The organism is Mycolicibacterium alvei, from assembly GCF_010727325.1.
In the GTDB taxonomy this organism is placed as follows: domain Bacteria; phylum Actinomycetota; class Actinomycetes; order Mycobacteriales; family Mycobacteriaceae; genus Mycobacterium; species Mycobacterium alvei.
This window is the reverse complement of record NZ_AP022565.1, coordinates 3,644,932-3,665,545: the sequence shown is the minus strand read 5'-3', so window position 1 is coordinate 3,665,545 and position 20,614 is coordinate 3,644,932. Positions and strand designations below refer to the sequence as shown.

The 20,614-nt window shown below is 67.3% G+C and carries 19 protein-coding genes; 9 read left to right on the top strand and 10 right to left on the bottom strand.

Annotated elements, in window-relative coordinates:
- Positions 1-60 precede the first annotated feature (60 nt).
- Together G6N44_RS17450 and G6N44_RS17445 are read right to left on the bottom strand one after the other, a co-directional pair.
- Positions 61-552: a pullulanase gene (locus G6N44_RS17450; RefSeq protein ID WP_163666041.1), complete on the bottom strand. Its 492-nt coding sequence runs from the start codon at positions 550-552 to the stop codon at positions 61-63.
- 18 nt (positions 553-570) lie between these two features.
- Positions 571-2,040, bottom strand: a complete 1,470-nt coding sequence (locus G6N44_RS17445) for a CCA tRNA nucleotidyltransferase (RefSeq protein WP_163666039.1) — start codon at positions 2,038-2,040, stop codon at positions 571-573.
- An 84-nt stretch (positions 2,041-2,124) separates the two neighbouring features.
- Between G6N44_RS17445 and G6N44_RS17440 the strand changes: the two genes are divergently transcribed.
- The 9 genes from G6N44_RS17440 (at position 2,125) to G6N44_RS17405 (ending at position 14,258) form a co-directional block, all read left to right on the top strand.
- On the top strand, positions 2,125-2,940 hold the full coding sequence (locus tag G6N44_RS17440) for an NUDIX hydrolase (RefSeq protein ID WP_163666037.1): 816 nt from the start codon (positions 2,125-2,127) through the stop codon (positions 2,938-2,940).
- A complete protein-coding gene (locus G6N44_RS17435; protein ID WP_163666035.1) occupies positions 2,937-5,417 on the top strand; it encodes a DUF6049 family protein in 2,481 nt (826 codons plus the stop codon). The genes G6N44_RS17440 and G6N44_RS17435 overlap by 4 nt, the downstream gene beginning before the upstream one ends.
- The gene (gene murJ / locus G6N44_RS17430) at positions 5,417-9,115 is read left to right on the top strand and encodes a murein biosynthesis integral membrane protein MurJ (RefSeq protein ID WP_163666033.1); all 3,699 of its coding nucleotides are present in this window, start codon (positions 5,417-5,419) and stop codon (positions 9,113-9,115) included. The genes G6N44_RS17435 and murJ overlap by 1 nt, the downstream gene beginning before the upstream one ends.
- Positions 9,116-9,256: 141 nt before the next feature.
- The gene (gene sigM, locus G6N44_RS17425) at positions 9,257-9,877 is read left to right on the top strand and encodes an RNA polymerase sigma factor SigM (RefSeq protein ID WP_163670078.1); all 621 of its coding nucleotides are present in this window, start codon (positions 9,257-9,259) and stop codon (positions 9,875-9,877) included.
- On the top strand, positions 9,828-10,580 hold the full coding sequence (locus G6N44_RS17420; RefSeq protein WP_163666031.1) for an RsmA family anti-sigma factor: 753 nt from the start codon (positions 9,828-9,830) through the stop codon (positions 10,578-10,580). The genes sigM and G6N44_RS17420 overlap by 50 nt, the downstream gene beginning before the upstream one ends.
- Before the next feature lie 80 nt (positions 10,581-10,660).
- The gene (gene trxB / locus G6N44_RS17415) at positions 10,661-11,596 is read left to right on the top strand and encodes a thioredoxin-disulfide reductase (protein WP_179964399.1); all 936 of its coding nucleotides are present in this window, start codon (positions 10,661-10,663) and stop codon (positions 11,594-11,596) included.
- A gap of 33 nt (positions 11,597-11,629) precedes the next feature.
- The gene (gene trxA / locus G6N44_RS29190; RefSeq protein WP_179964398.1) at positions 11,630-11,962 is read left to right on the top strand and encodes a thioredoxin; all 333 of its coding nucleotides are present in this window, start codon (positions 11,630-11,632) and stop codon (positions 11,960-11,962) included.
- A gap of 120 nt (positions 11,963-12,082) precedes the next feature.
- Positions 12,083-13,276 (top strand): N-acetylmuramoyl-L-alanine amidase, encoded by a 1,194-nt coding sequence (locus tag G6N44_RS17410; RefSeq protein WP_163666029.1) that lies wholly within the window; start codon positions 12,083-12,085, stop codon positions 13,274-13,276.
- A 265-nt stretch (positions 13,277-13,541) separates the two neighbouring features.
- A complete protein-coding gene (locus G6N44_RS17405; protein WP_163666027.1) occupies positions 13,542-14,258 on the top strand; it encodes an alpha/beta fold hydrolase in 717 nt (238 codons plus the stop codon).
- On the opposite strand, the gene G6N44_RS17400 is transcribed toward G6N44_RS17405, so the two are convergent.
- From G6N44_RS17400 to rnpA, 8 genes are all read right to left on the bottom strand, one after another.
- Positions 14,259-15,146 carry an acetyltransferase gene (locus G6N44_RS17400; protein WP_163666025.1) on the bottom strand — a complete coding sequence of 296 codons (888 nt, stop codon included), beginning with the start codon at positions 15,144-15,146 and terminating at the stop codon, positions 14,259-14,261.
- Between the two features lie 222 nt (positions 15,147-15,368).
- Positions 15,369-16,403 carry a ParB/RepB/Spo0J family partition protein gene (locus G6N44_RS17395; protein WP_163666023.1) on the bottom strand — a complete coding sequence of 345 codons (1,035 nt, stop codon included), beginning with the start codon at positions 16,401-16,403 and terminating at the stop codon, positions 15,369-15,371.
- 61 nt (positions 16,404-16,464) lie between these two features.
- Positions 16,465-17,451 (bottom strand): ParA family protein, encoded by a 987-nt coding sequence (locus G6N44_RS17390; protein ID WP_372508192.1) that lies wholly within the window; start codon positions 17,449-17,451, stop codon positions 16,465-16,467.
- 2 nt (positions 17,452-17,453) lie between these two features.
- On the bottom strand, positions 17,454-18,170 hold the full coding sequence (gene rsmG, locus G6N44_RS17385; RefSeq protein WP_163666019.1) for a 16S rRNA (guanine(527)-N(7))-methyltransferase RsmG: 717 nt from the start codon (positions 18,168-18,170) through the stop codon (positions 17,454-17,456).
- 58 nt (positions 18,171-18,228) lie between these two features.
- Positions 18,229-18,771, bottom strand: coding sequence for a Jag family protein (locus tag G6N44_RS17380; RefSeq protein WP_055119208.1), 543 nt, complete (start codon positions 18,769-18,771; stop codon positions 18,229-18,231).
- A gap of 38 nt (positions 18,772-18,809) precedes the next feature.
- On the bottom strand, positions 18,810-19,886 hold the full coding sequence (yidC, locus tag G6N44_RS17375; RefSeq protein WP_163666017.1) for a membrane protein insertase YidC: 1,077 nt from the start codon (positions 19,884-19,886) through the stop codon (positions 18,810-18,812).
- Positions 19,879-20,235, bottom strand: coding sequence for a membrane protein insertion efficiency factor YidD (gene yidD / locus G6N44_RS17370; RefSeq protein WP_163666015.1), 357 nt, complete (start codon positions 20,233-20,235; stop codon positions 19,879-19,881). The genes yidC and yidD overlap by 8 nt, the downstream gene beginning before the upstream one ends.
- Complete coding sequence (gene rnpA / locus G6N44_RS17365) at positions 20,232-20,588, bottom strand: ribonuclease P protein component (protein WP_163666013.1); 357 nt, start codon at positions 20,586-20,588, stop codon at positions 20,232-20,234. Before rnpA ends, yidD begins: the two co-directional genes overlap by 4 nt.
- Between the last annotated feature and the right edge of the window lie 26 nt (positions 20,589-20,614).

The following is a 20,614-nucleotide window of genomic DNA, read 5'->3' as shown; positions in this document are numbered from 1 at the left end:
GACTCTGCGCTCAGGTCGCGAAAGTTCAAGAGGCCTACGCCCGCACCGCAGAGTCAACGCTCACGAGACCGAGTCGGCGCGACCGTCCCCGTCGGTATCGGCCAGCTTCATATCCCAACGACCGTCCCCGTCGGCGTCCACATACGCCAGGTCCCCGGTCAATGCCCGGTCGGCCAGGCCGTCCCCGTCGACGTCGATCAACCGGTCGTCGGTGGCGCCGTCCCCGTCGAAATCGACCATCGGACCCCCGGTCGCTTCCACCCCGTCCAGCCCGAACCAGCGCACCTGTCCGGACCGGTCCACGCGCACGGCCCAAACACCCGAACCATCGTCGGAGAAATAGCTTTCGACGTGGCCGTCGTCGTCGGCATCGAGCACCGCACGCTCGGCGATGCCATCCCCGTCCAGATCGGCCATCACGTCGTCGATGCGGCCGTCCCCGTCGACATCCAGGCCGATGCCGTCGAGGCTGCCGTCGCCGTCCACATCCACATCGGGCACACCGGTGAAGATGGTCGCGGTCCCGTCGGGGTCACCCAGGCAGTAGTCCATGTTTGATCAGACGCACGATCAGCTCCTGGCGTTCCACCATGTCAGCAATTCCTCGACGGCCTGCTCACGGGACAGCGGTCCGTGATCGAGCCGGAGCTCCTTGAGGTGCTTCCAGGCCTGGCCGACCTGTGGGCCCGCTGGGATGCCGAGGATCTCCATGATCTCGTTGCCGTCGAGATCCGGTCGGAGCCGCTGCAGGTCCTCCTGGGCCGCCAGTTCGGTGATCCGGTTCTCCAGATCGTCGTAGTTGGCCTGCAGCCGCGCAGCCCGACGCTTGTTCCTGGTCGTGCAGTCGGCGCGGACCAGCTTATGCAGACGGCCCAGCAGCGGGCCGGCATCGGTGACGTACCGGCGCACCGCCGAGTCGGTCCACTTCCCTGTGCCCTTGTCATCGGCATAGCCGTGGAACCGCAGATGCAGGTACACCAGCTGCGACACGTCGTCGACCATCTGCTTGGAGTACTTGAGCGCCCGCAACCGCTTGCGGGCCATCTTCGCGCCGACCACCTCGTGGTGATGAAAGCTCACGCCGCCGTCGGATTCGTGCCTGCGTGTGCCCGGCTTGCCGATGTCGTGCAGTAATGCGGCCCAACGCAATACGAGGTCGGGCCCCGAATCTTCGAGATCCACCGCCTGCCGCAACACCGTCAGCGAATGCCAGTACACATCCTTGTGCTGATGGTGTTCGTCGATGGCCATCCGCATCTCGCCGACCTCGGGCAGCACCACGTCACCCAGCCCGGTCTGCACCATCAGATCGACCCCGGCCACCGGATCCGCGCCGAGCAGCAGCTTGTCCAGTTCGCCCGCCACCCGCTCGACGGTGATGCGTTCCAGCTGCGGGGCCATCTCCAGCATGGCCTCGAGCACCCTCGGCGCCACCGAGAACCCCAGCTGCGACACGAACCGGGCGGCACGCAACATCCGCAGCGGATCGTCCCCGAACGACACCTCCGGTGCCGACGGGGTGTCGAGCACCTTCGCCTGGATCGCCGCCAAACCGCGCAGGGGATCATGGAATTCGGCCGGCCCGTCGGCCGTGATGCGCACCGCCATGGCATTCACGGTGAAGTCGCGGCGCACCAGGTCGTCGTCGAGGTTGTCGCCGAACTCGACGGTCGGATTCCGAGACACCTGGTCATAACTGTCAGCCCGGAACGTGGTGATCTCGAGGCGGTGCTCGTCGTTGCCCACACGTTTGCCTACACCCACGGTGCCGAACTCGATCCCGGTATCCCACAGGGCATCGGCCCACGGACGCAGGAGCTTGACCATCTGCTCGGGCCGGGCGTCGGTGGTGAAGTCGAGATCACTGTGCTCGGTCAACCGGCCGAGCAGTGCGTCACGCACACTGCCGCCGACCAGGAACAGCTCGTGGCCCGCCGCAGCGAACACCGCACCGAGCGCACGCAGCACCTCGGCCCGGCGGTTCAGCGCGACCAGTGCGCCGGCCAGCAATTCGGCATCAGTAACAACAGCGTCGGACACGTTCGATGAGCCTAATGCTCGCGGTGTGGTCACAACCGGCGAGTGTGGCCGGAGGCCGATCCGATGGCAGCTACCATCGCATAGGTGTCGGACGGCGAACAGGCCAAACCAAGACGGCGCCGCAGCCGGCGCCGTGGCCGTCGTCGTGCGCAGAGACCGGCCGGACCACCGCCCAGCGATCAGGCCAACGATGCCGAACACCGCGACGACAGCGCCGGCGAAGCCCCCGTCGACACCGCGAATTCGACCCCGACACCTCGTGACCAGTCCAAACAATGCAAGTCGCGTCCCCGCCGCCCTCCGGAACGGCTACGCACCGTTCACGAGACCTCGGCAGGTGGCTTGGTCATCGATGGAATCGACGGCCCCAAGGACACCCAGGTGGCGGCATTGATCGGCCGGGTCGACCGACGCGGCCGAATGCTGTGGTCGCTGCCCAAGGGGCATATCGAACTCGGTGAGACGGCCGAGCAGACCGCCATCCGCGAGGTCGCCGAGGAAACCGGCATCCGCGGCGACGTGCTGGCCGCGCTCGGCAGCATCGACTACTGGTTCGTCACCGAGGGACACCGGGTCCACAAGACGGTGCACCACTACCTCCTGCGCTTTCAGGGCGGCGAACTGTCCGACGACGACGTCGAGGTGACCGAGGTCGCCTGGGTCCCGCTGCGGGATCTGCCGTCCCGGTTGGCCTACGCCGACGAGCGCAAGCTCGCCGAGGTCGCCGGAGAACTCATCGACAAGCTGCACACGGACGGGCCGGGTGCCTTGCCGCCGTTGCCCCGCAGCGCCCCCCGGCGGCGCCCCCAAACCCACTCGCATGCCCGCACTCACCGCCGCGACGATTCTGCGCAACCCCAGCCCCGCCGGCGCACGAACGGATGCGGACAGGGACCGTGACCGCCGCCCCGGCGGTGCGCCGAGGGCTCTCCCTCTTGGCGCACACAGTGGTGCTTGCGGCGGTGGTGGTGTTGTTCTCGGTGTGGTCGACCGCCGCGCTGCCCGTGCTGCTGCCCCGCGCGAGTGCGACGGAACCCGGCGCCCTGCCGTTCCTCCAGATCCGGATCGACCGCGTCACACCCGAGGTCGTCACCACCACGAGTGAATCGGTGCTGACGGTCAGCGGGGCAGTGCTCAACGTCGGTGACCGGCCGGTGCGCGACGTGGACATCCGGATGGAGCACGCGCAGGCGGTGACCTCGTCGAGTCAGCTGCGCACCGACCTCACCGGAGATGTCGACGGCTTCGAGCCGGTGGCCGACTTCGTCACCTTGGCACCGGAGATGCAGCGCGGCCAGTCGGTGGCCTTCACCCTGTCCTACCCGCTGCGCTCCGACGGTGCCGGGTCGCTCCACATCACCGAACCCGGCGTCTACCCCGTGCTGATCAACGTCAACGGCACGCCCGATTACGGCGCCCCCGCCAAACTCGACGACGCCCGCTTCCTGCTGCCGGTCCTCGGCGTGCCGACCGACCGGACCTCAGACAACAGCTCGGACTCGATGTCGGCCGCGGACACCCTCAATTCGGTGGTGCCTCCGGACACCTCGCATCCGGTGCGGATGACAATGCTCTGGCCCCTGGCCGACCGGCCGCGGCTGGCCCCGGGCGCCCCGGGCGGCACCGTGCCCGTGCGGTTGATCGACGACAGCCTGGCAACCTCACTGGCCCCCGGCGGACGGCTCGACACATTGCTGTCGGCCGCCGACTTCGCCACCGGCCCGACCATCGACCCCGGCGGCCAACTGCGCGCCACCCTGTGCCTTGCCGTAGACCCGGACCTGCTGGTCACGGTCAATGCGATGACCGGTGGTTACGTCGTCAACGACGGACCCGACACCGGTCCCGGCACCCTGACCCGGCCCGGCGCCGGCCAGGAGGCCGCCATCGGTTGGCTGAACCGGCTGCGCGCCCTGGCCGGGCGACTCTGCGTGGCACCGACCACCTACGCTCAGGCCGACCTGGCCGCGCTGTACCGGGTCAACGATCCGGGTCTGAGCACCATCGCCACCAAGGGCGCCGCCGACATCGTCGACCAGCTGCTCGGGATCACCTCGGTGCGGGGCGCCACCATCCTGGCCGAGGGTCCGCTCAGCCGGCCGACGCTGGACCTGCTGGCCACCCAGGGCGAAACGGTCGCGCTCGCCGCCGCCCAGGTCAGCACCCAGCACTCCGAGACGGATGCGCCCGAGACCGCCGACCTGACACCGGTGCGGTACCGCCAGGGCGTGGTCGCCGCCGGCTTCGACGCGGCGGTCGGGGCCGCGCTCTCCGCGGCCGGCACCGACCCGAGCACACCGACCTATCTGGATCCGTCGCTCGACGTACCGGTGCGCCACGACTCGCAGACCGCCCGCCGCCAGGACGCGCTCGGCGCGCTGCTCTGGCACGGGCTGACACCCGACGAGCAGCCCCGCACCCAGATCCTGATGCCACCGATGGTGTGGTCTCTGGATGCCGCCGACGCGCAGGCCATCCTCACCACGGTGGCCACCACCATCCACGCGGGGCTGGCCGTGCCGCGCCCGCTGCCCGCGGTGATCGCCGAAGGCAATGCGGTGCCCCGCCAACCCCTACAACCTGCGCCCCCGGATGTGCTCGGCAACCCCCGCGGTGGCGTCGACGCATCGGTCGACACCGGTATCCGGTCGGTCGTCGGCCGGCTGTGGGGGCTGACCGCGGCGCTCACCACCGACTTGCGCACCGGACTCACCGGCATGCAGTACACCGCCCCGCTTCGGGAGGACCTGCTGCGCGGGCTCAGCCGATCCGTGCCACCGGAGTCCCGCGAGAGCCTGGCCGAGCAGCGGTTGGCGGCCGTCGCCCACAGCGTCGACGACATGTTCGGCGCGGTGCGGATCGTCAACCCCGGTGGGGCCTACACCCTGGCCACCGAGCGCAGCCCGCTGCCGCTGGCCCTGCGCAACGACCTGCCGGTGCCTGTGCGGGTGCGGCTGCAGGTCGACGCGCCGCCCGGGATGACCGTCACCGACCTGGGTGAAATCGAGCTGCCGCCCGGCTACCTGCCGCTGCGGGTGCCGATCGAAGTGCACTTCACCCAGCGGGTGGCGGTGGACGTGAGCCTGCAGACCACCGACGGCCTGGCCCTCGGTGAGCCGGTCCGCCTGTCGGTGCATTCCAATGCCTACGGCAAGGTGCTGTTCTTCATCACGCTGTCGGCCGCGGCCGTGTTGGTGGCGCTCGCCGGACGCCGGTTGTGGCACCGCTTCCGCGGTCAGCCCGACCGCGCGGACCTCCTCCCGCCGGGCGAGCACCCCGACCCGCTCGACGTCGCCATGGCATTCAACGACAGCACCGATGCATCTGCCGCCCCCGTTTCCCCGCCGGCTCCGGCGACGAGTCCGGACCGGCCCTGATGGCCTCGCCCGACCAACCTGCGGTCCGCCCGCCGGGCCCGCCGAGGATTCCGCACGCGACCGGACCGATCCGCCGGGCCGGGCGCGCGGAGTTGTCCGACGCCGCGGTGGTGTCGCGGTCGTGGGGTATGGCCTTTGCCACCCTGATCTCCCGCATCACCGGGTTCTTCCGGTTCGTACTGCTCATGGCCTTGCTCGGAGGCCCGTTGACCAGTTCGTTCTCGGTGGCCAACCAGCTGCCGAACATGGTGGCCGCACTGGTGCTGGAAGCCACGTTCACGGCGATCTTCGTGCCGGTCCTGGCTCGGGCCGAACGTGACGACGCCGACGGTGGCACCGACTTCGTCCGACGCCTGGTGACCCTGGCGACCACACTTCTGCTGGTCACCACGGTGTTGTCGGTGCTGTGCGCGCCGCTGCTGGTGCGGCTCATGCTCGGCGACGACCCCCAGGTGAACAACCCGCTGACCACCGCCTTCGCCTACCTGCTGCTGCCGCAGGTGCTGTTCTACGGTCTGTCGTCGGTGTTCATGGCGATCCTCAACACCCGCAACGTGTTCGGCCCGCCGGCCTGGGCTCCGGTGGTCAACAATGTGGTGGCGATCGTGACCCTGGGCGTCTTCGTCCTGGTGCCCGGGGAGCTCTCGAGCGACCCGGTCGAGATGGGTACGGCCAAGCTGCTGGTGCTCGGGATCGGCACCACGCTCGGTGTCGTGGCCCAGGCTGCGGTGTTGTTCGCCGCGATCCGTGCCGAACGGGTCAGCCTGCGGCCGCTGTGGGGCATCGACGACCGGCTCAAGAAGTTCGGTGCCATGGCCGCCGCGATGGTGCTCTACGTTCTGATAAGCCAGATCGGCCTGATCGTCGGAAACCAGATCGCCAGCACCGCGTCCGCGTCGGGCCCGGCCATCTACAACTACACGTGGCTCGTGTTGATGCTGCCGTTCGGGATGATCGGCGTCACCGTGCTGACCGTGGTGATGCCGCGCCTGAGCCGCAACTCGGCGGCCGACAACATCCCGGCCGTACTCGACGATTACTCCCTGGCGACCCGACTGACCATGGTGACCCTCATCCCGATCGTGGCGATGATGACCGTCGGCGGGCCCGCGATCGGCAGCGCGCTGTTCGCCTACGGAAACTTCAGCGCCACCGACGCCGGCTACCTCGGCATGGCGATCACGCTGTCGGCGTTCACGTTGATCCCCTACGCACTGGTCCTGCTGCAGCTACGGGTGTTCTACGCGCGGGAACGGCCGTGGACGCCGATCCTCGTCATCGTGGTGATCACCACCGTCAAGATCATCGGCTCGCTCCTCGCTCCGCACCTGACCGACGACCCCAACATGGTGGCCGGCTACCTGGGCCTGGCCAACGGTCTGGGTTTCCTGGCCGGGGTCGTGGTCGGGCATTTCCTGCTGAAGGCCCACCTGCGGCCGCGCGGCGGCCGCCTGCTGCGCGACGCGGTGATCCGCACCATCCTGGTCACGATCGCGGCGTCGTTGATCGCGAGCCTGGTGGCGCACGCTGCCGACCGGTTGCTGGGGCTGGATTCGCTCACCGAGCACGCCGGTGCCGCCGGTTCGCTGCTACGCCTGCTCGCCCTCGGCGTGATCATGGTCCCGATCATTGCCGGCGTGATGCTGGCCGCCCGGGTTCCGGAAGCGCAATCGGCGCTGGCTGTGGTCCGCCGTCGGCTCGGGCGGCCGCGTCCCGCACCTCAGCCGGCGGCCGGACAGGTAGCCATGGAAATAACTTCGCCGCCCGTCAGGCCTCATCCTGCAACACCCGTCACGTACCCTGATCAGAGGAATTCTTCTCCTACTGAGTGGCCGTCGAGCCCGGCAGCCGCCGGCGGCGGGACTCCGGCAGGCGTTGCCGGAGCGGGGATGTGGAAAGGATCACCGGTGACCGACGAATCCGCGGACGGTCCGGCACCGGACGCCACCTCAAATTCCGGGATGACAACCGACACTACGAAGTTGCCGCGCCCGGCCGCCGACGAGTTCCATCCGGACGTGCCATCCGCCGATCCGGGCAGCCGGACGGACGAAGGCACCGGGGAGGACACCGGATCCGGCGAGCCTTCTACGAGCCGGCCGAACGGGACGACCCGACCGGCCACCGACTACGGCGGCGACCCGACCCGCGAGCCGATTTCGTTCGCCTCGCCCCACGAGGCCGCGCTGGAATCGGACGACGACGATGTGCACCTCATCCCCGGGGCGACCATCGCCGAGGGCCGCTACCGGCTCCTGGTTTCCCACGGCGGCCCGCCGCACCTGCAGTTCTGGCAGGCGCTCGACACCGCGCTGGACCGGCAGGTGGCGCTGACCTTCGTCGACCCCGATGCCACCATGCCCGATGCGCAGGTGCAGGAGATCCTCTCGCGCACCCTCAAACTCAGCCGCATCGACGTCCCCGGCATCGCCCGGGTGCTCGACGTGGCGCACAGCGGATCCGGCGGCCTGATCGTCTCGGAGTGGATCCGCGGCGGCTCGCTGGCCGAGGTCGCGGATACGTCCCCCTCCCCGATCGGCGGGGCCCGCGCCATCCAGTCGCTGGCCGCTGCCGCCGAAGCCGCCCACCGCGCCGGGGTGGCCCTCTCCATCGATCATCCCAGCCGGGTGCGGGTGAGCATCGAAGGCGATGTGGCACTGGCCTTCCCGGCCACCATGCCCGACGCGACGCCCGATGACGACATCCGCGGCATCGGCGCGGCGCTGTACGCGCTGCTGGTCAACCGCTGGCCGCTACCGGAGTCCGGATCACGCAGCGGGCTGGACCCGGCCGCCCTGGATTCGGCCGGGCAGCCGGTCGAGCCGCGCGCCATCGACCGCGACATCCCGTTCCAGATCTCGGCGGCGGCCGCCCGAGCCGTCCAGCCCGGTGGTGGAATCCGAAGCGCTCCAACTCTTTTGAACCTGCTGCAACAGGCCACTGCAATCGCCGATCGGACCGAGCTGATGACGGGTTCGGTCGAGGAGAAGCCCGCCCCGGCAGCTCCGGTCCGCCCACACGAAACCCCCGAGGAACACGAAGCCGCCGAGGCCCGGCGCCGCAAGGGCATCATCATCGGGGTGAGCGTGGGCGCCGCCGTCATCCTCGTGGCGCTGCTGGTACTGGCCTCCGTGCTCAACAGCATCTTCGGCGACGTCGGCGGTGGTCTCAACCGCGACGAACTCGGCCTGAATGCACCGTCTGCGAGCAGCTCCGAGAACCAGGACGATTCCTCGGCCGCGACCGGAAGCACGGTGAAACCCGTTCGGGCGACGGTATTCTCACCCGAGGGCGAAGCCGATTCACCGGCTACGGCCGGGCAGGCCATCGACGGCAGCACCAGCACGGCGTGGTCCACCGACACGTATTCGGATCCCGCCCCGTTCCCCGGGTTCAAGAACGGCGTCGGCCTGATGCTGCAACTGCCGCAGCCGACCACGATCGGCTCGGTCACCCTCAACGTGACCAGCACCGGCACGTCGGTGCAGATCCGCTCGGCCCAGTCGGCCACTCCTTCGTCCCTGTCGGACACCACCGAACTGACCCCTCCGACCCCGCTGAAGCCCGGCTCCAACACCATCTCGGTGGACAAGGCGTCGTCCACCTCCTACGTGCTGGTGTGGATCACGACGCTGGGCACCGTGGACGGCAAGAGCCGTACCGACATCTCCGAAATCACCCTCAAAGCCGCCTCCTGACCCGTCATCCCCAGCCCCGACAGGTTCTTGACCTGGCGTAATACCCGGTTGGTCAAACAAGTGTCCTGGCAGCTCCCGCACAGCGTTTAAGTTCAGCGGGTGGGAAGGTTCGGGGGGACCGGGAAGCCGGTCACAGCAAGGATCCGGGGGCACCGGGACGAGGGGGCCGCCGCGCGTTCCGATGCCGAACTGCTGGCGGCCCACGTCGCCGGGGACCGTTACGCGTTCGAGGAGCTGGTGAACCGGCACCACGGTCAGTTGCGTCGGTTGGCGTTTCTCACCAGCCATCACCACGAGGACGCCGACGACGCCGTCCAGGACGCGTTGCTGTCGGCACATCGCACGGCAGCCTCGTTCCGCCACGACTCGGCGGTCAGCAGCTGGCTGTACCGGATCGTGGTGAATGCCTGCCTGGACCGGGTACGCCGGTCTCGCCACCAGCACACCGCCTCCGAACACGAGCTTGACCACTTCACTCATCTGCGCGACCCGGCCGGCGACCCGGCGCCCCGCGTGGCGACCACGATCGTGGTGGAGCGGGCGTTGATGCAGCTGCCGCTGGAGCAGCGCGCCGCGGTGGTGGCCGTCGACATGCAGGGCTATTCGGTGGCCGAGACGGCGCTGCTCCTCGGGGTCGCGGAGGGCACCGTGAAGAGCCGGTGTTCCCGCGCCAGGCACAAGCTGGCCGGCCTGCTCCAGTATTTTGAAGCCGATGAACGGCAGCACACCCCGAGTGCCGTCGGACGGTCCGATTCCTGCTGAGCTGCTCGCCGACCTGCAGGCCGGGTTGCTCGACGATGACACCGCCGCGCGTATCCGCCGAAGGGTGCGCACCGACCCGCTGGCCGGACCGGACGCCAGGAACACCCTGGCCGCGCTGGATCAGGTCCGCCGCGATCTGGCCGAGTTGGCCCAGGACCGCTCCTCGGCTCCCCCGGTACCTGCCGAGGTGAGCGCCCGCCTGTCGGAGGCACTGCGTGCCGTACCGGCCCCGCGGCCGCCGTCCACCCGCCGCTGGAAGTCGATCGCCGCCGTCGCCGGGTCCGGCGCAGCGTTGGTGGCCGTGGTGGTGGGCGGGATCGTCCTGATGCACCCGACCGGCCACGCGCCTTCGACGAGGACCAGCGTCGGCCAGATCACGGTCTCCCCGCCCCGGGCCGCGATCGGTCTGTCCGAACCCCAGATCCAGGGCCTGCTGTCGGTCCCGCCCGATCTGGGGCCGCTGACCGACCCCCGGCGCCGCGGCGCCTGCCTTTCCGCCCTGGGCTATCCACCCGACGTCGCGATCCTCGGCGCCCGACCGCTCGAGGTGAGCGGTCGCCAAGGGGTGTTGATGCTGGTGCCACCGAAAGCCCCCGCAGATCCCGACGCCATCGTGGGGTTGGTCCTCCCCGCAGACTGTGACGCCGCTCATACCGGGTCGTTGGCCAACACCGTGGTCAAACGCCCGGTGAATCGTCCGTAGGCTGTCCTGCGCGCCAGGTGGGAACACATCCGGCCTAGGCTGACGTTGCAACCCGTGCCGAGTACGGCAGAAAGGCCTACATGTCCTCCTCAGCGACGGTCCACGACGTCATCATCATCGGTTCCGGCCCCGCCGGTTACACCGCAGCCATCTACGCTGCCCGCGCCCAGCTGAAGCCGCTGGTGTTCGAGGGCACCCAGTTCGGCGGCGCGCTGATGACCACCACCGAGGTGGAGAACTACCCGGGGTTCCGTGAGGGCATCACCGGTCCCGAGTTGATGGACGAGATGCGTGAGCAGGCCCTGCGCTTCGGTGCGGATCTGCGTATGGAGGACGTCGACGCCGTCGACCTCACCGGCCCGGTGAAATCGGTCACAGTCGGGGACGAGACCCACCGGGCCCGGTCGGTGATCCTGGCCATGGGTGCCGCCGCGCGGCACCTCGGTGTGCCCGGCGAAGAGGCCCTGACCGGCATGGGTGTGAGCACCTGCGCCACCTGCGACGGATTCTTCTTCCGCGACGAGGACATCATCGTGGTCGGCGGTGGCGACTCTGCGATGGAAGAGGCGACGTTCCTCACCCGGTTCGCCCGTTCGGTGACTCTCATCCACCGTCGCAACGAGTTCCGCGCCTCCAAGATCATGCTGGAGCGGGCCAAGGCCAACGAGAAGATCACCTTCCTGACCAACACCGAGATCACCCAGATCGAGGGCGATCCCAAGGTGACGGGTGTGCGGTTGCGTGACACCGTCACCGGCGAGGAGTCCAAGCTCGAGGTGACCGGCGTGTTCGTCGCGATCGGTCACGATCCACGCTCAGAGCTCGTGCGCGGCCAGATCGACCTCGACGACGAGGGCTACGTGCAGGTGGTCGGTCGTACCACTGCGACCACGCTCGACGGGGTGTTCGCCGCGGGCGACCTCGTCGACCACACCTACCGCCAGGCCATCACCGCCGCGGGCAGCGGCTGTTCGGCCGCGATCGACACCGAGCGTTGGCTCGCCGACAACGACTGACCCCCAATAGATTCCATCCGACAGGAGAGCTCCATGAGTGCGGACAGCGCAACAGTAACGGTCACCGACGATTCATTCTCCGAAGACGTTCTGACCAGCAGCACACCGGTCCTGGTCGATTTCTGGGCCACCTGGTGCGGGCCGTGCAAGATGGTGGCCCCGGTGCTCGAGGAGATCGCGGGTGAGAAGGCCGGTGAGCTGCGGGTCGCGAAGCTCGACGTGGACGCCAACCCGGCCACCGCGCGTGACTTCCAGGTGGTGTCCATCCCGACGTTGATCCTGTTCAAGGACGGCGCGCCGGTGAAGCGCATCGTCGGCGCGAAGGGCAAGGCCGCCCTGCTGCGGGAACTGGCCGACGCACTCTGAGTTCACTCACGGCACACACCCGGGGATACGCCTGGCGTTTTCCGGATTGTGGTCGATATCTGAGATAATGCTGGCTAGCTTGCCCGGCAGATGGCCGGAAACCAGCATGGAGGGGCCCCAATGTCGAGTCTGCGTCGCGGTGATCGTGGCGGAGCAGTCACCGAGATCCGGGCGGCCTTTGCCGCGCTGGGTCTGATCGACAACCCCGACGCCGACCTGAGTACGGGTAGGCATGTTGCGCTCGACGCATTCGATGACGAGCTCGACAGCGCTGTCCGGGCGTTTCAGCAGCACCGAGGCCTGTTGGTCGACGGAATCGTCGGAGAGGCCACCTATCGCGCCCTGCGCGAGGCCTCCTACCGGCTGGGGGCCCGCACTCTGACTCATCAATTCGGTGCGCCCATGTACGGCGACGATGTGGCGACTTTGCAGGCCCGCCTGCAGGACCTCGGTTTCTACACCGGCATGGTCGACGGGCATTTCGGCCTGCAGACTCACAATGCATTGTCGTCCTACCAGCGTGAGTACGGGCTGTACCCCGACGGAATCTGTGGACCGGAAACGTTGCGCTCGTTGTATTTCCTGGGTTCGCGGGTGACCGGTGGGTCACCGCACGCGATCCGGGAAGAAGAGCGGGTGCGAAGCTCGGGTCCGCAGCTGTCAGGTAAGCACGTCATCATCGATCCGGGCCGCGGCGGAACCGATCACGGGATGATCATGAACGGGCCCGACGGTCCGATCAGCGAAGCAGACATCTTGTGGGACTTGGCAAGTCGGCTGGAAGGCCGGATGACTGCGATCGGCATGGAGACGTTCATCTCCCGGCCGGCAAACCGCAGCCCACTGGACGCCGAACGGGCCGCCACCGCCAACCGGGTGGGTGCGGATCTGATGATCAGCCTGCGCTGTGAGAGTCAGCGTTCCGCATCCGCGAATGGCGTGGCCTCGTTCCACTTCGGGAATTCTCATGGCTCGGTGTCCAGCATCGGCCGCAACCTCGCCGACTTCATTCAGCGGGAAGTGGTGGCGCGCACCGGTTTACGTGACTGCCGGTCCCACGGCCGGACCTGGGATCTGCTCCGGCTGACCCGGATGCCCACGGTCGAGGTGGACATCGGCTACATCACCAATCCGCATGATCGTGGGCTGCTGCTGTCGACCCAGACACGTGATGCGATCGCCGAGGGCATCCTGGCGGCGGTCAAGCGTCTGTATCTGTTGGGCAAGAATGACCGTCCGACGGGCACTTTCACTTTCGCCGAGTTGTTGGCGCATGAGCTTTCGGTGGAACAGCAGGCGAGCCGCGGCGCGTGAGCGCCGGTTCGGCGTGAGTGCGTGAGCGCCGGCTCGGCGTGAGTGCGTGAGCGCCGGTTCGGCGTGAGTGCGTGAGCGCTGAGGTTTTGGCCTCGAGGTGCGTATGCCGCGGATCGCTGTCACCATTGAGCCGCAATCCTCTACCTAGAGCGTGTCTAATCAATGCGAACAGTGTTGCGCCCGAGGCTGTTTGCCAAAACGAACCGGTGTGACTTCTGGTGCGGCGTTCTCGCAGCGATCGAGAGACACGACCTAGGCTCGAGACGTGGCGACCTTTGCACTGGTCCACGGCGCGTGGCATGGGGCATGGTGCTGGGAACTTCTGGCTCCCGAGCTGATTCGGCGAGGCCACCGGGTCGTGGCACCGGATCTGCCGATCGATGAACCGTCGGCCGCCTTGCAAACCTATGCCGACGTGGTCTGCGCGGCGCTCGACGGTCTGGACCGTGCTGACGACATCATCGTTGTAGGCCATTCCCTGGGTGGTAGCGCCATTCCACTGGTGGTCGGCGAGCTGCCCGTTCGTCGGCTCGTCTATCTCTGCGCGTTGATCCCCTTACCCGGACACAGCCTCGCTGAACAGATCACAGCCGGCGGGATGGTGGACCGCACCTACCTGTCCGGGCTCGGCGCCCTCGATTCCCGGGATTGCCGATCATGGACCGATCCTGATCGCGCGCGGCGCGCCTTCTACGAGGACTGCGCCGACTCCGTTGCCGAGGCCTCAGTTTCGCGGCTCCGACGTCAAGCGTGGACGCCTTACCGTGAGCGGTTCCCGCTGAAGCAGTTCCCCGCTGTAGCCGCGACATCGATCATTTGCCTCGACGATCGGATGGTGCGTCCCGACTGGTCCCGTCGCGTCGCACGCGACAGGCTCGGCGTGGACACCATCGAGTTGCCGGGCGGGCACTCGCCATTCCTCTCCAGGCCGCGCATGCTTTCCGCGGTGCTCTCGCGGATCGCTACCGAGACCGGTGAGTAATCAGTCGACTGCCTGCCCTGCTGTGGGTGAGCACCAGGATTGTTGTGAGGCAACGTTTTTGGCCCCGACCCCGGCCCCCGACATCCCGGCACCGATCGGGAGCTCGATCCGGGCATTCTCCAAGAGCCGCTCGAGTGCGGCTTCGACTTCCGCCTTCCAGCCGAGGCCCTTGTCGAGTTCCAGACGCAGTCGCGGAAAGTAAGGGTGCGGTGCCACGACCGTGAAGCCGACGTCTTCGAGAAAATCGGAAGTCAGCATGCACTCTTCGACCGAGCAGTCCCCCAGCACCGCCACCGCCGGGGACAACTCGCCGGGCAACCTGTCGTCGTCGGCCATTTCGGTCACGGCCGAGGTATAGCCGAACGCCTCCAAAGCCCGAACGCCTCGTCGCACCAGATCGTTGACCACCGCGGCCAACAGGCTCTGCGACAACAATTGGCGATCCTCGGCACCCTCGACGCCGATCGCCGTCAATAGAATCGCGTCGGCACTCACCGGAGCGGTCGGAAACAGTCGGGCCCGCGGTACCGCACCCGGAGGTGCGTAGAACGCGAAGCCCAAGCACGGATCGTCGATGACGGCGGGCGGCATCCCCAACTCAGCCAGATCGGAAGGAGCGACCAGATCGATGCCGGCTTCGGCGCCGCCGTCGGGTCGAGTACCCGGCTCCCGTTCCAGTGTGTCCGGACGAGCTGTGACCGCGAGTTGACCACACGACCCCCACTCGAGCATCACCATCGAGAGCCAGGCTTCTTTTTCGAATTCGGGATCGGTCAGATGGTCGTCACCGACCGTGGACGGATCAACTTCCCAGAACACACAGCGCCGCGCATGCTTGGGCAGCTGCTCGAAGCCCTCGAGCCGAAGCGGTGTTATTCGTGCTGTCACTGAGGTCCCTGGCTTTCACACGGTGTGCGTGGCTGCCCTTCAAGGATAGGAGAGTCCGCCGGAGTCGGCCCACTGCGCCCCGAAAATCTCATCGAGTTCGGCCTCCGAAGTGAATTGCTATGCCGCACAGGGGCTTTACGCGATACAGCGTTCGCGACTGCCGGCTCTGATCACTGATCTGTCACAGTGACGGAACAACCTGGTGTAGTCGGTCGTGGGCTTTCAGTGCTCTTCGGCACTCATAATTTCGACAATGCGTTGTAGGTCGTCGACCGACCCGAACTCGACCACGATCTTGCCTTTTCGTTTGCCGAGACTCACCGTTACCCGGGTGTCGAAGGCTGACGAGAGCCGTTCAGCAACGTCCTGAAGACCCGGCATCTGGATCGGCTTACGGCGCGGAGCCGGCGGCGCGGTGTTGCCGTCGCGGTTGGCCAGTGTCACGGCCTCCTCGGTGGCGCGCACCGACATGCCCTCCGCGATGATGCGGGCGGCCAGCTCTTCCTGCTTCTCCGCTCCCCCCTCCAAGGCGAGCAGCGCACGAGCGTGGCCCGCGGACAGCACGCCGGCCGCGACCCGCCGCTGCACGGCGATCGGGAGGCGCAGCAGACGGATCATGTTGGAGATCAAAGGCCGCGAGCGACCGATCCGGGCGGCAAGTTCATCGTGGGTGACGTCGAATTCGTCGAGCAGTTGTTGGTAGGCCGCCGCCTCTTCGAGCGGGTTCAGCTGTACCCGGTGAATGTTCTCCAGCAGCGCGTCACGCAACATGTTGTCGTCACCGGTCTCGCGGACGATCGCCGGGATCGCCTCCAGACCGGCCTGCTGGGCGGCTCGCCAGCGTCGCTCGCCCATCACCAACTGGTAGTGGGACTCACCGTTTTCCTCAACGGCGCGGACGACGATCGGCTGCATCAATCCGAACTCGCGGATGGAATGCACCAGCTCGCTCAGCGCCTCCTCGTCGAACACCTGGCGCGGCTGACGCGGATTCGGCTGGATCAGGCTGGGATCGATCTCCCGGTACGTCGCGCCGACATCCCCGGCGAGGACCGGGTGGGACCCGTCGGTGGCCGAGGACATCGTGGCCGTTGTCCCAGCGTCATTCGATCCAGGCGAGGGCCCGAGCAGAACGTCGGCTGCGCTCGCGCCGATCTTGGGGCTCAGGACATCGGTACCGTCCTCAGCGGGACCGGTCGGAATGAGGGCTGCCAGTCCCCTGCCCAAGCCACTCCGCTTCCGTGCCGGCTGATTCATGGTCGTCTCCTGCTCATCGCTGCCGTCCGCTGTCTGTCTACTGGCCGTTGGTTACTGACGCCTACTGCGCGCGGGGCGGTGCCCCGCGCTCTGCGATCTCGCGGCTGGCGTCGAGGTAACTCAACGCACCGCGGGATCCCGGATCGTAATCGAGGATCGTCATCCCGTACCCGGGGGCTTCCGACACCTTCACGCTCCGCGGGATGACCGTGCGCAACACCTTCTCGCCGAAGTGCTCCCGTACATCCTCGGCGACCTGATCGGCCAGCTTCGTCCGCCCGTCGTACATCGTCAGTATCACGGTGGACACCGACAGCTCCGGGTTGAGATGCGCCTTCACCATCTCGATGTTGCGCAGCAGCTGCCCCACCCCTTCCAGCGCGTAGTACTCGCACTGGATCGGGATCAGCACCTCGGGCGCGGCCACGAGAGCGTTGATGGTGAGCAACCCCAGAGACGGCGGGCAGTCGATGAAGACGTAGTCGAAGTTGTGATTCGCCAGCGCCGCGAGCGCCGACCGCAACCGCCCTTCGCGGGCCACCATGCTGACCAACTCGATCTCGGCGCCGGCCAGGTCGATCGTCGCGGGAATGCAGAACAGCCGGCTGCTGTGCGGGCTCTGCTGAAGGGCTTCCTCCACCGGGATCTCTCCAATGAGCACCTCGTAGGAGGACGGGGTGCCGGGGCGATGTTCGATCCCCAACGCCGTGCTGGCGTTGCCCTGCGGGTCGAGGTCGATCACCAACGTCCGCAGTCCCTGCAGCGCGAGTGCCGCCGCGACGTTCACCGCCGTGGTCGTCTTGCCCACCCCGCCCTTCTGGTTGGCGATCGTGAACACACGTTGCCGCGCCGGCCGGGGAAGCTGCCCGTGCGAGGTGTGCAGCACTCGAGTCGCCTGCTCCGCCTCGGCCGCAATCGGGGTGTCCATGCTGGCGTCCGTCGACCACGGGGTGCTGCTGCTGTTTTTCCATGTTTCACGTGAAACCGTTTCACGTGAAACGGCGGGTGTACCACCCGCGCCAGCGGTTGCCCGCCGATCAGAACCCATCCTCATCTCCTGCCCGATCTCCCCCGCGACCCGGAGGCTCTGCCCGTTGACCGGTTGCCCGGTTTCACCGCCACGCGCCGCACGGCGACGACGGTTACGGGCGGGTTCAAATAGTTCACGCCACATTTCACCACCCTGGCATCGACTGCACCCAGGGAAGCCATCACACGCCGGTGCTCTTCGATCTCAGCCTCAGCGCGCTCGCCCTTGAGGGCGAGCATCCTTCCGTCGACGCGAAGCAGCGGCATGCTCCATCGCGTCAACTTGTCCAGCGAGGCGACCGCACGCGAGGTCACCACGTCCAACTCTCCGACGGATTCGCGGACCTCGGCGTCCTCAGCCCTACCGCGAACCACTGCCACATTGAGCCCCAACTCGTCGACCGCCTCACGGAGAAACTCGCTGCGTCGCAGCAGCGGTTCAATCAACGTGACATGAATATCGGGTCGCGCCAGGGCCAACGGTATACCCGGGAGGCCGGCGCCGCTGCCGATGTCGGCGACGCGCTCATCGGGGCCGAGAAGCTCTCCGAGAGCCGAGCTGTTGAGAATGTGTCGATCCCAGAGCCGGTCCACTTCCCGCGGACCAATCAGACCCCACTCGACACCGGCACCGGCCAGGATTGCCGCGTACCGTTCGGCAGCCTCCAGGCGATCGCCGAAGACTCCCGCCGCGGCGTCCGGTGCCGCGGGGACCGGTCCATGTTTCACGTGAAACATCCTCCGAACTCCCAACGGCACCGTCGCCGCAAACGAACTACACCTGTGTAACTAAAACTCAGCCAAGCAGTACGACGACGCGGCGCGACGGCTCGACGCCCTCGCTCTCGCTGCGGACTCCATCGACCGCCGCCACCGCGTCGTGAACGATCTTCCGCTCGAACGGGGTCATCGGAGCCAGTTCCTCGCGCTCCCCCGACTCCAACACGCGGCGGGCCACCTTGTCACCCAGTGCCGCGAGTTCGTCGCGGCGGCGGCGACGCCACCGCGCGATGTCCAGCATCAGCCGACTGCGCTCACCGGTCTTCTGATGCACCGCCAACCGGGTCAGCTCCTGGAGGGCGTCCAGTACCTCACCTTTGCGACCCACCAGCTTGCTCAGATCGCCGCCGCCGTCGATGCTCACCACGGCACGGTCACCCTCGACATCCAGATCGATATCGCCATCGAAGTCCAGCAGGTCGAGCAGCTCCTCGAGGTAGTCGCCGGCGATCTCGCCTTCCGCGACCAGTCGCTCCTCGAGGTCGTCCTCGCTCTTGGGTGCGGACTGGGTGTCCTCCTCCAGCTCCGCGCCGGGTTCGGTCGTCTGTGCGTCCGTCATATCGTCTTCTCCCTACTTGTAGCCAGCGTGAGAACTGGTCACCGTTTCCGCTTCTTGGGGCGCGCACCGGGCTTGGGCGTGCGGTTCACACTCGACCCTCCCGATCCACTCGCCGTGTCTTTCTGCTCGTCGTCCTGCTCCGTCGTCGTCGCGTCCTGCGCCGCCGACTCAGTGATCTCGACCGGGCTGGCGGGTTCGGACTTCCGTACGCGATTCGGTTTCGCACCGGGCGCCGGCGCGTTCGCCGATCGTCGCTCGATCGCCTCGACCTTCTTGGCTTCTTCTTCCTGCTCGATCTTTCCGAAGACGTAGTGCTGCTGGCCGTAGGTCCAGATGTTGTTGGCGAGCCAGTAGATGATCACGGCCAGGGGCAGGAACGGTCCGCCGACCACCACACCTAGCGGGAAGATATAGAGCGCGAGCTTGTTCATCATCGCGGTCTGCGGATTGGCCGCCGCCTCCACACTCTGGCGAGCCACCGAGGCCCGGCTGTTGAAGTGCGTGGCGATGCCGGCCAGGATCATGATCGGGACGCCGACTATGACCACCGACAGTCGGTTGAAGTTCGTGAACGCCTCGAGTCCGTGCTGCTGGATCATCGTCGCGCCCAGCGGCGCACCGAACAGATTCGCGTCCAGGAAGTGGCCGACGTCGGTCGCGCTGAAGACGTAGTTCGCCAGGCTGCGGTTCTCCTCCACCGACAACCCCAACCGGCCGATGCCGGTCTGAGTCCGGTTGAAGGACATCAAGACGTGGTACAGGCCAAGGAACACCGGCACCTGCGCCAGCATCGGCAGACAGCCCAGGATCGGGTTGAACCCGTGTTCGCGCTGCAGCTTCTGCATCTCCAGCGCCATGCGCTGGCGATCCTTGCCGTACTTCTTCTGCAGTGCCTTGATCTGCGGCTGCAGTTCCTGCATCTGCCGCGTGGTGCGGATCTGCTTGACGAACGGCTTGTAGAGGATCGCGCGCAGGGTGAAGACCAGGAACATCACCGACAGCGCCCAGGCGAAGAAGTTTTCCGGGCCGAGGAGGAAGGCGAATGCCTTGTACCAAACCCACATGATCGCCGACACCGGGTAATAGATGATGTCCAGGCTGAACCAATTAAACACGCGACTTGCTCTCCCCTCGCTTCGCTGGGGTATCCCCAACAAGGTTTTCGGCGACGGTAATCTCGCCAGAGACGGTCTCATCAGAACTGACGGACTCGTGATCGTGAGGGCACCGGTCCGGGATGGGATCCCATCCCCCGGGGTGCCACGGTCCGCATTTCAGCAGGCGGATCAACGTCAGCCAGGCACCGCGGAACAAGCCGTACTCGGTGAGGGCGTCGACCGCGTACTGACTGCACGTCGGCATGAACCGGCACGAGGGCAGTCGGAGCGGAGAAACGGTGTGGCGGTAGAGCTGAATCAGGAAGATCACGCCGCGGGCCACACCGGCACCCGCCCTACGGATCATGGTGACGTCCTGCGCCGCGCCTCGAGACGCTCGAAAGCGCGCTGCAACTGCTTCTCCAACCGCGCCGACGGTGCGCCACTGCTGCCGGCGCGCGCCCGGATCACCACGAGGTCGGTGGCGTCCAGATGCGGTATGACGGTGCGAGCAGCATGACGCAGCCGCCGGGACACCCGATGACGCTCCACGGCGTTCCCGACGGCTTTGGACACGATCAGACCGACCCGTGGGCCGGATGCGTCCATCCCGTCGCGGAGCGCGTGGACAACCACATCGGGTTGAACCGCACGCACACCACGACTGACGGTGGCACTGAACTCCGCGGACCGCCTCATCCGGTATCGAGCCGGAAGCACCAGCGTCAAATCCTGCCGGAAAGCCG

Excerpts from the sequence above, each read along its gene's own strand:
- G6N44_RS17450 (WP_163666041.1), bottom strand. The coding sequence starts at position 552 with ATGGACTACTGCCTGGGTGACCCCGACGGGACCGCGACCATCTTCACC.
- trxB (WP_179964399.1), top strand. The coding sequence starts at position 10,661 with ATGTCCTCCTCAGCGACGGTCCACGACGTCATCATCATCGGTTCCGGC.
- trxA (WP_179964398.1), top strand. The coding sequence starts at position 11,630 with ATGAGTGCGGACAGCGCAACAGTAACGGTCACCGACGATTCATTCTCC.
- G6N44_RS17410 (WP_163666029.1), top strand. The coding sequence starts at position 12,083 with ATGTCGAGTCTGCGTCGCGGTGATCGTGGCGGAGCAGTCACCGAGATC.
- rsmG (WP_163666019.1), bottom strand. The coding sequence starts at position 18,170 with ATGTTTCACGTGAAACATGGACCGGTCCCCGCGGCACCGGACGCCGCG.
- murJ (WP_163666033.1), top strand. The coding sequence starts at position 5,417 with ATGGCCTCGCCCGACCAACCTGCGGTCCGCCCGCCGGGCCCGCCGAGG.
- G6N44_RS17395 (WP_163666023.1), bottom strand. The coding sequence starts at position 16,403 with ATGAATCAGCCGGCACGGAAGCGGAGTGGCTTGGGCAGGGGACTGGCA.
- G6N44_RS17380 (WP_055119208.1), bottom strand. The coding sequence starts at position 18,771 with ATGACGGACGCACAGACGACCGAACCCGGCGCGGAGCTGGAGGAGGAC.
- G6N44_RS17390 (WP_372508192.1), bottom strand. The coding sequence starts at position 17,451 with ATGGGTTCTGATCGGCGGGCAACCGCTGGCGCGGGTGGTACACCCGCC.
- yidD (WP_163666015.1), bottom strand. The coding sequence starts at position 20,235 with ATGATCCGTAGGGCGGGTGCCGGTGTGGCCCGCGGCGTGATCTTCCTG.
- G6N44_RS17420 (WP_163666031.1), top strand. The coding sequence starts at position 9,828 with ATGAACGGCAGCACACCCCGAGTGCCGTCGGACGGTCCGATTCCTGCT.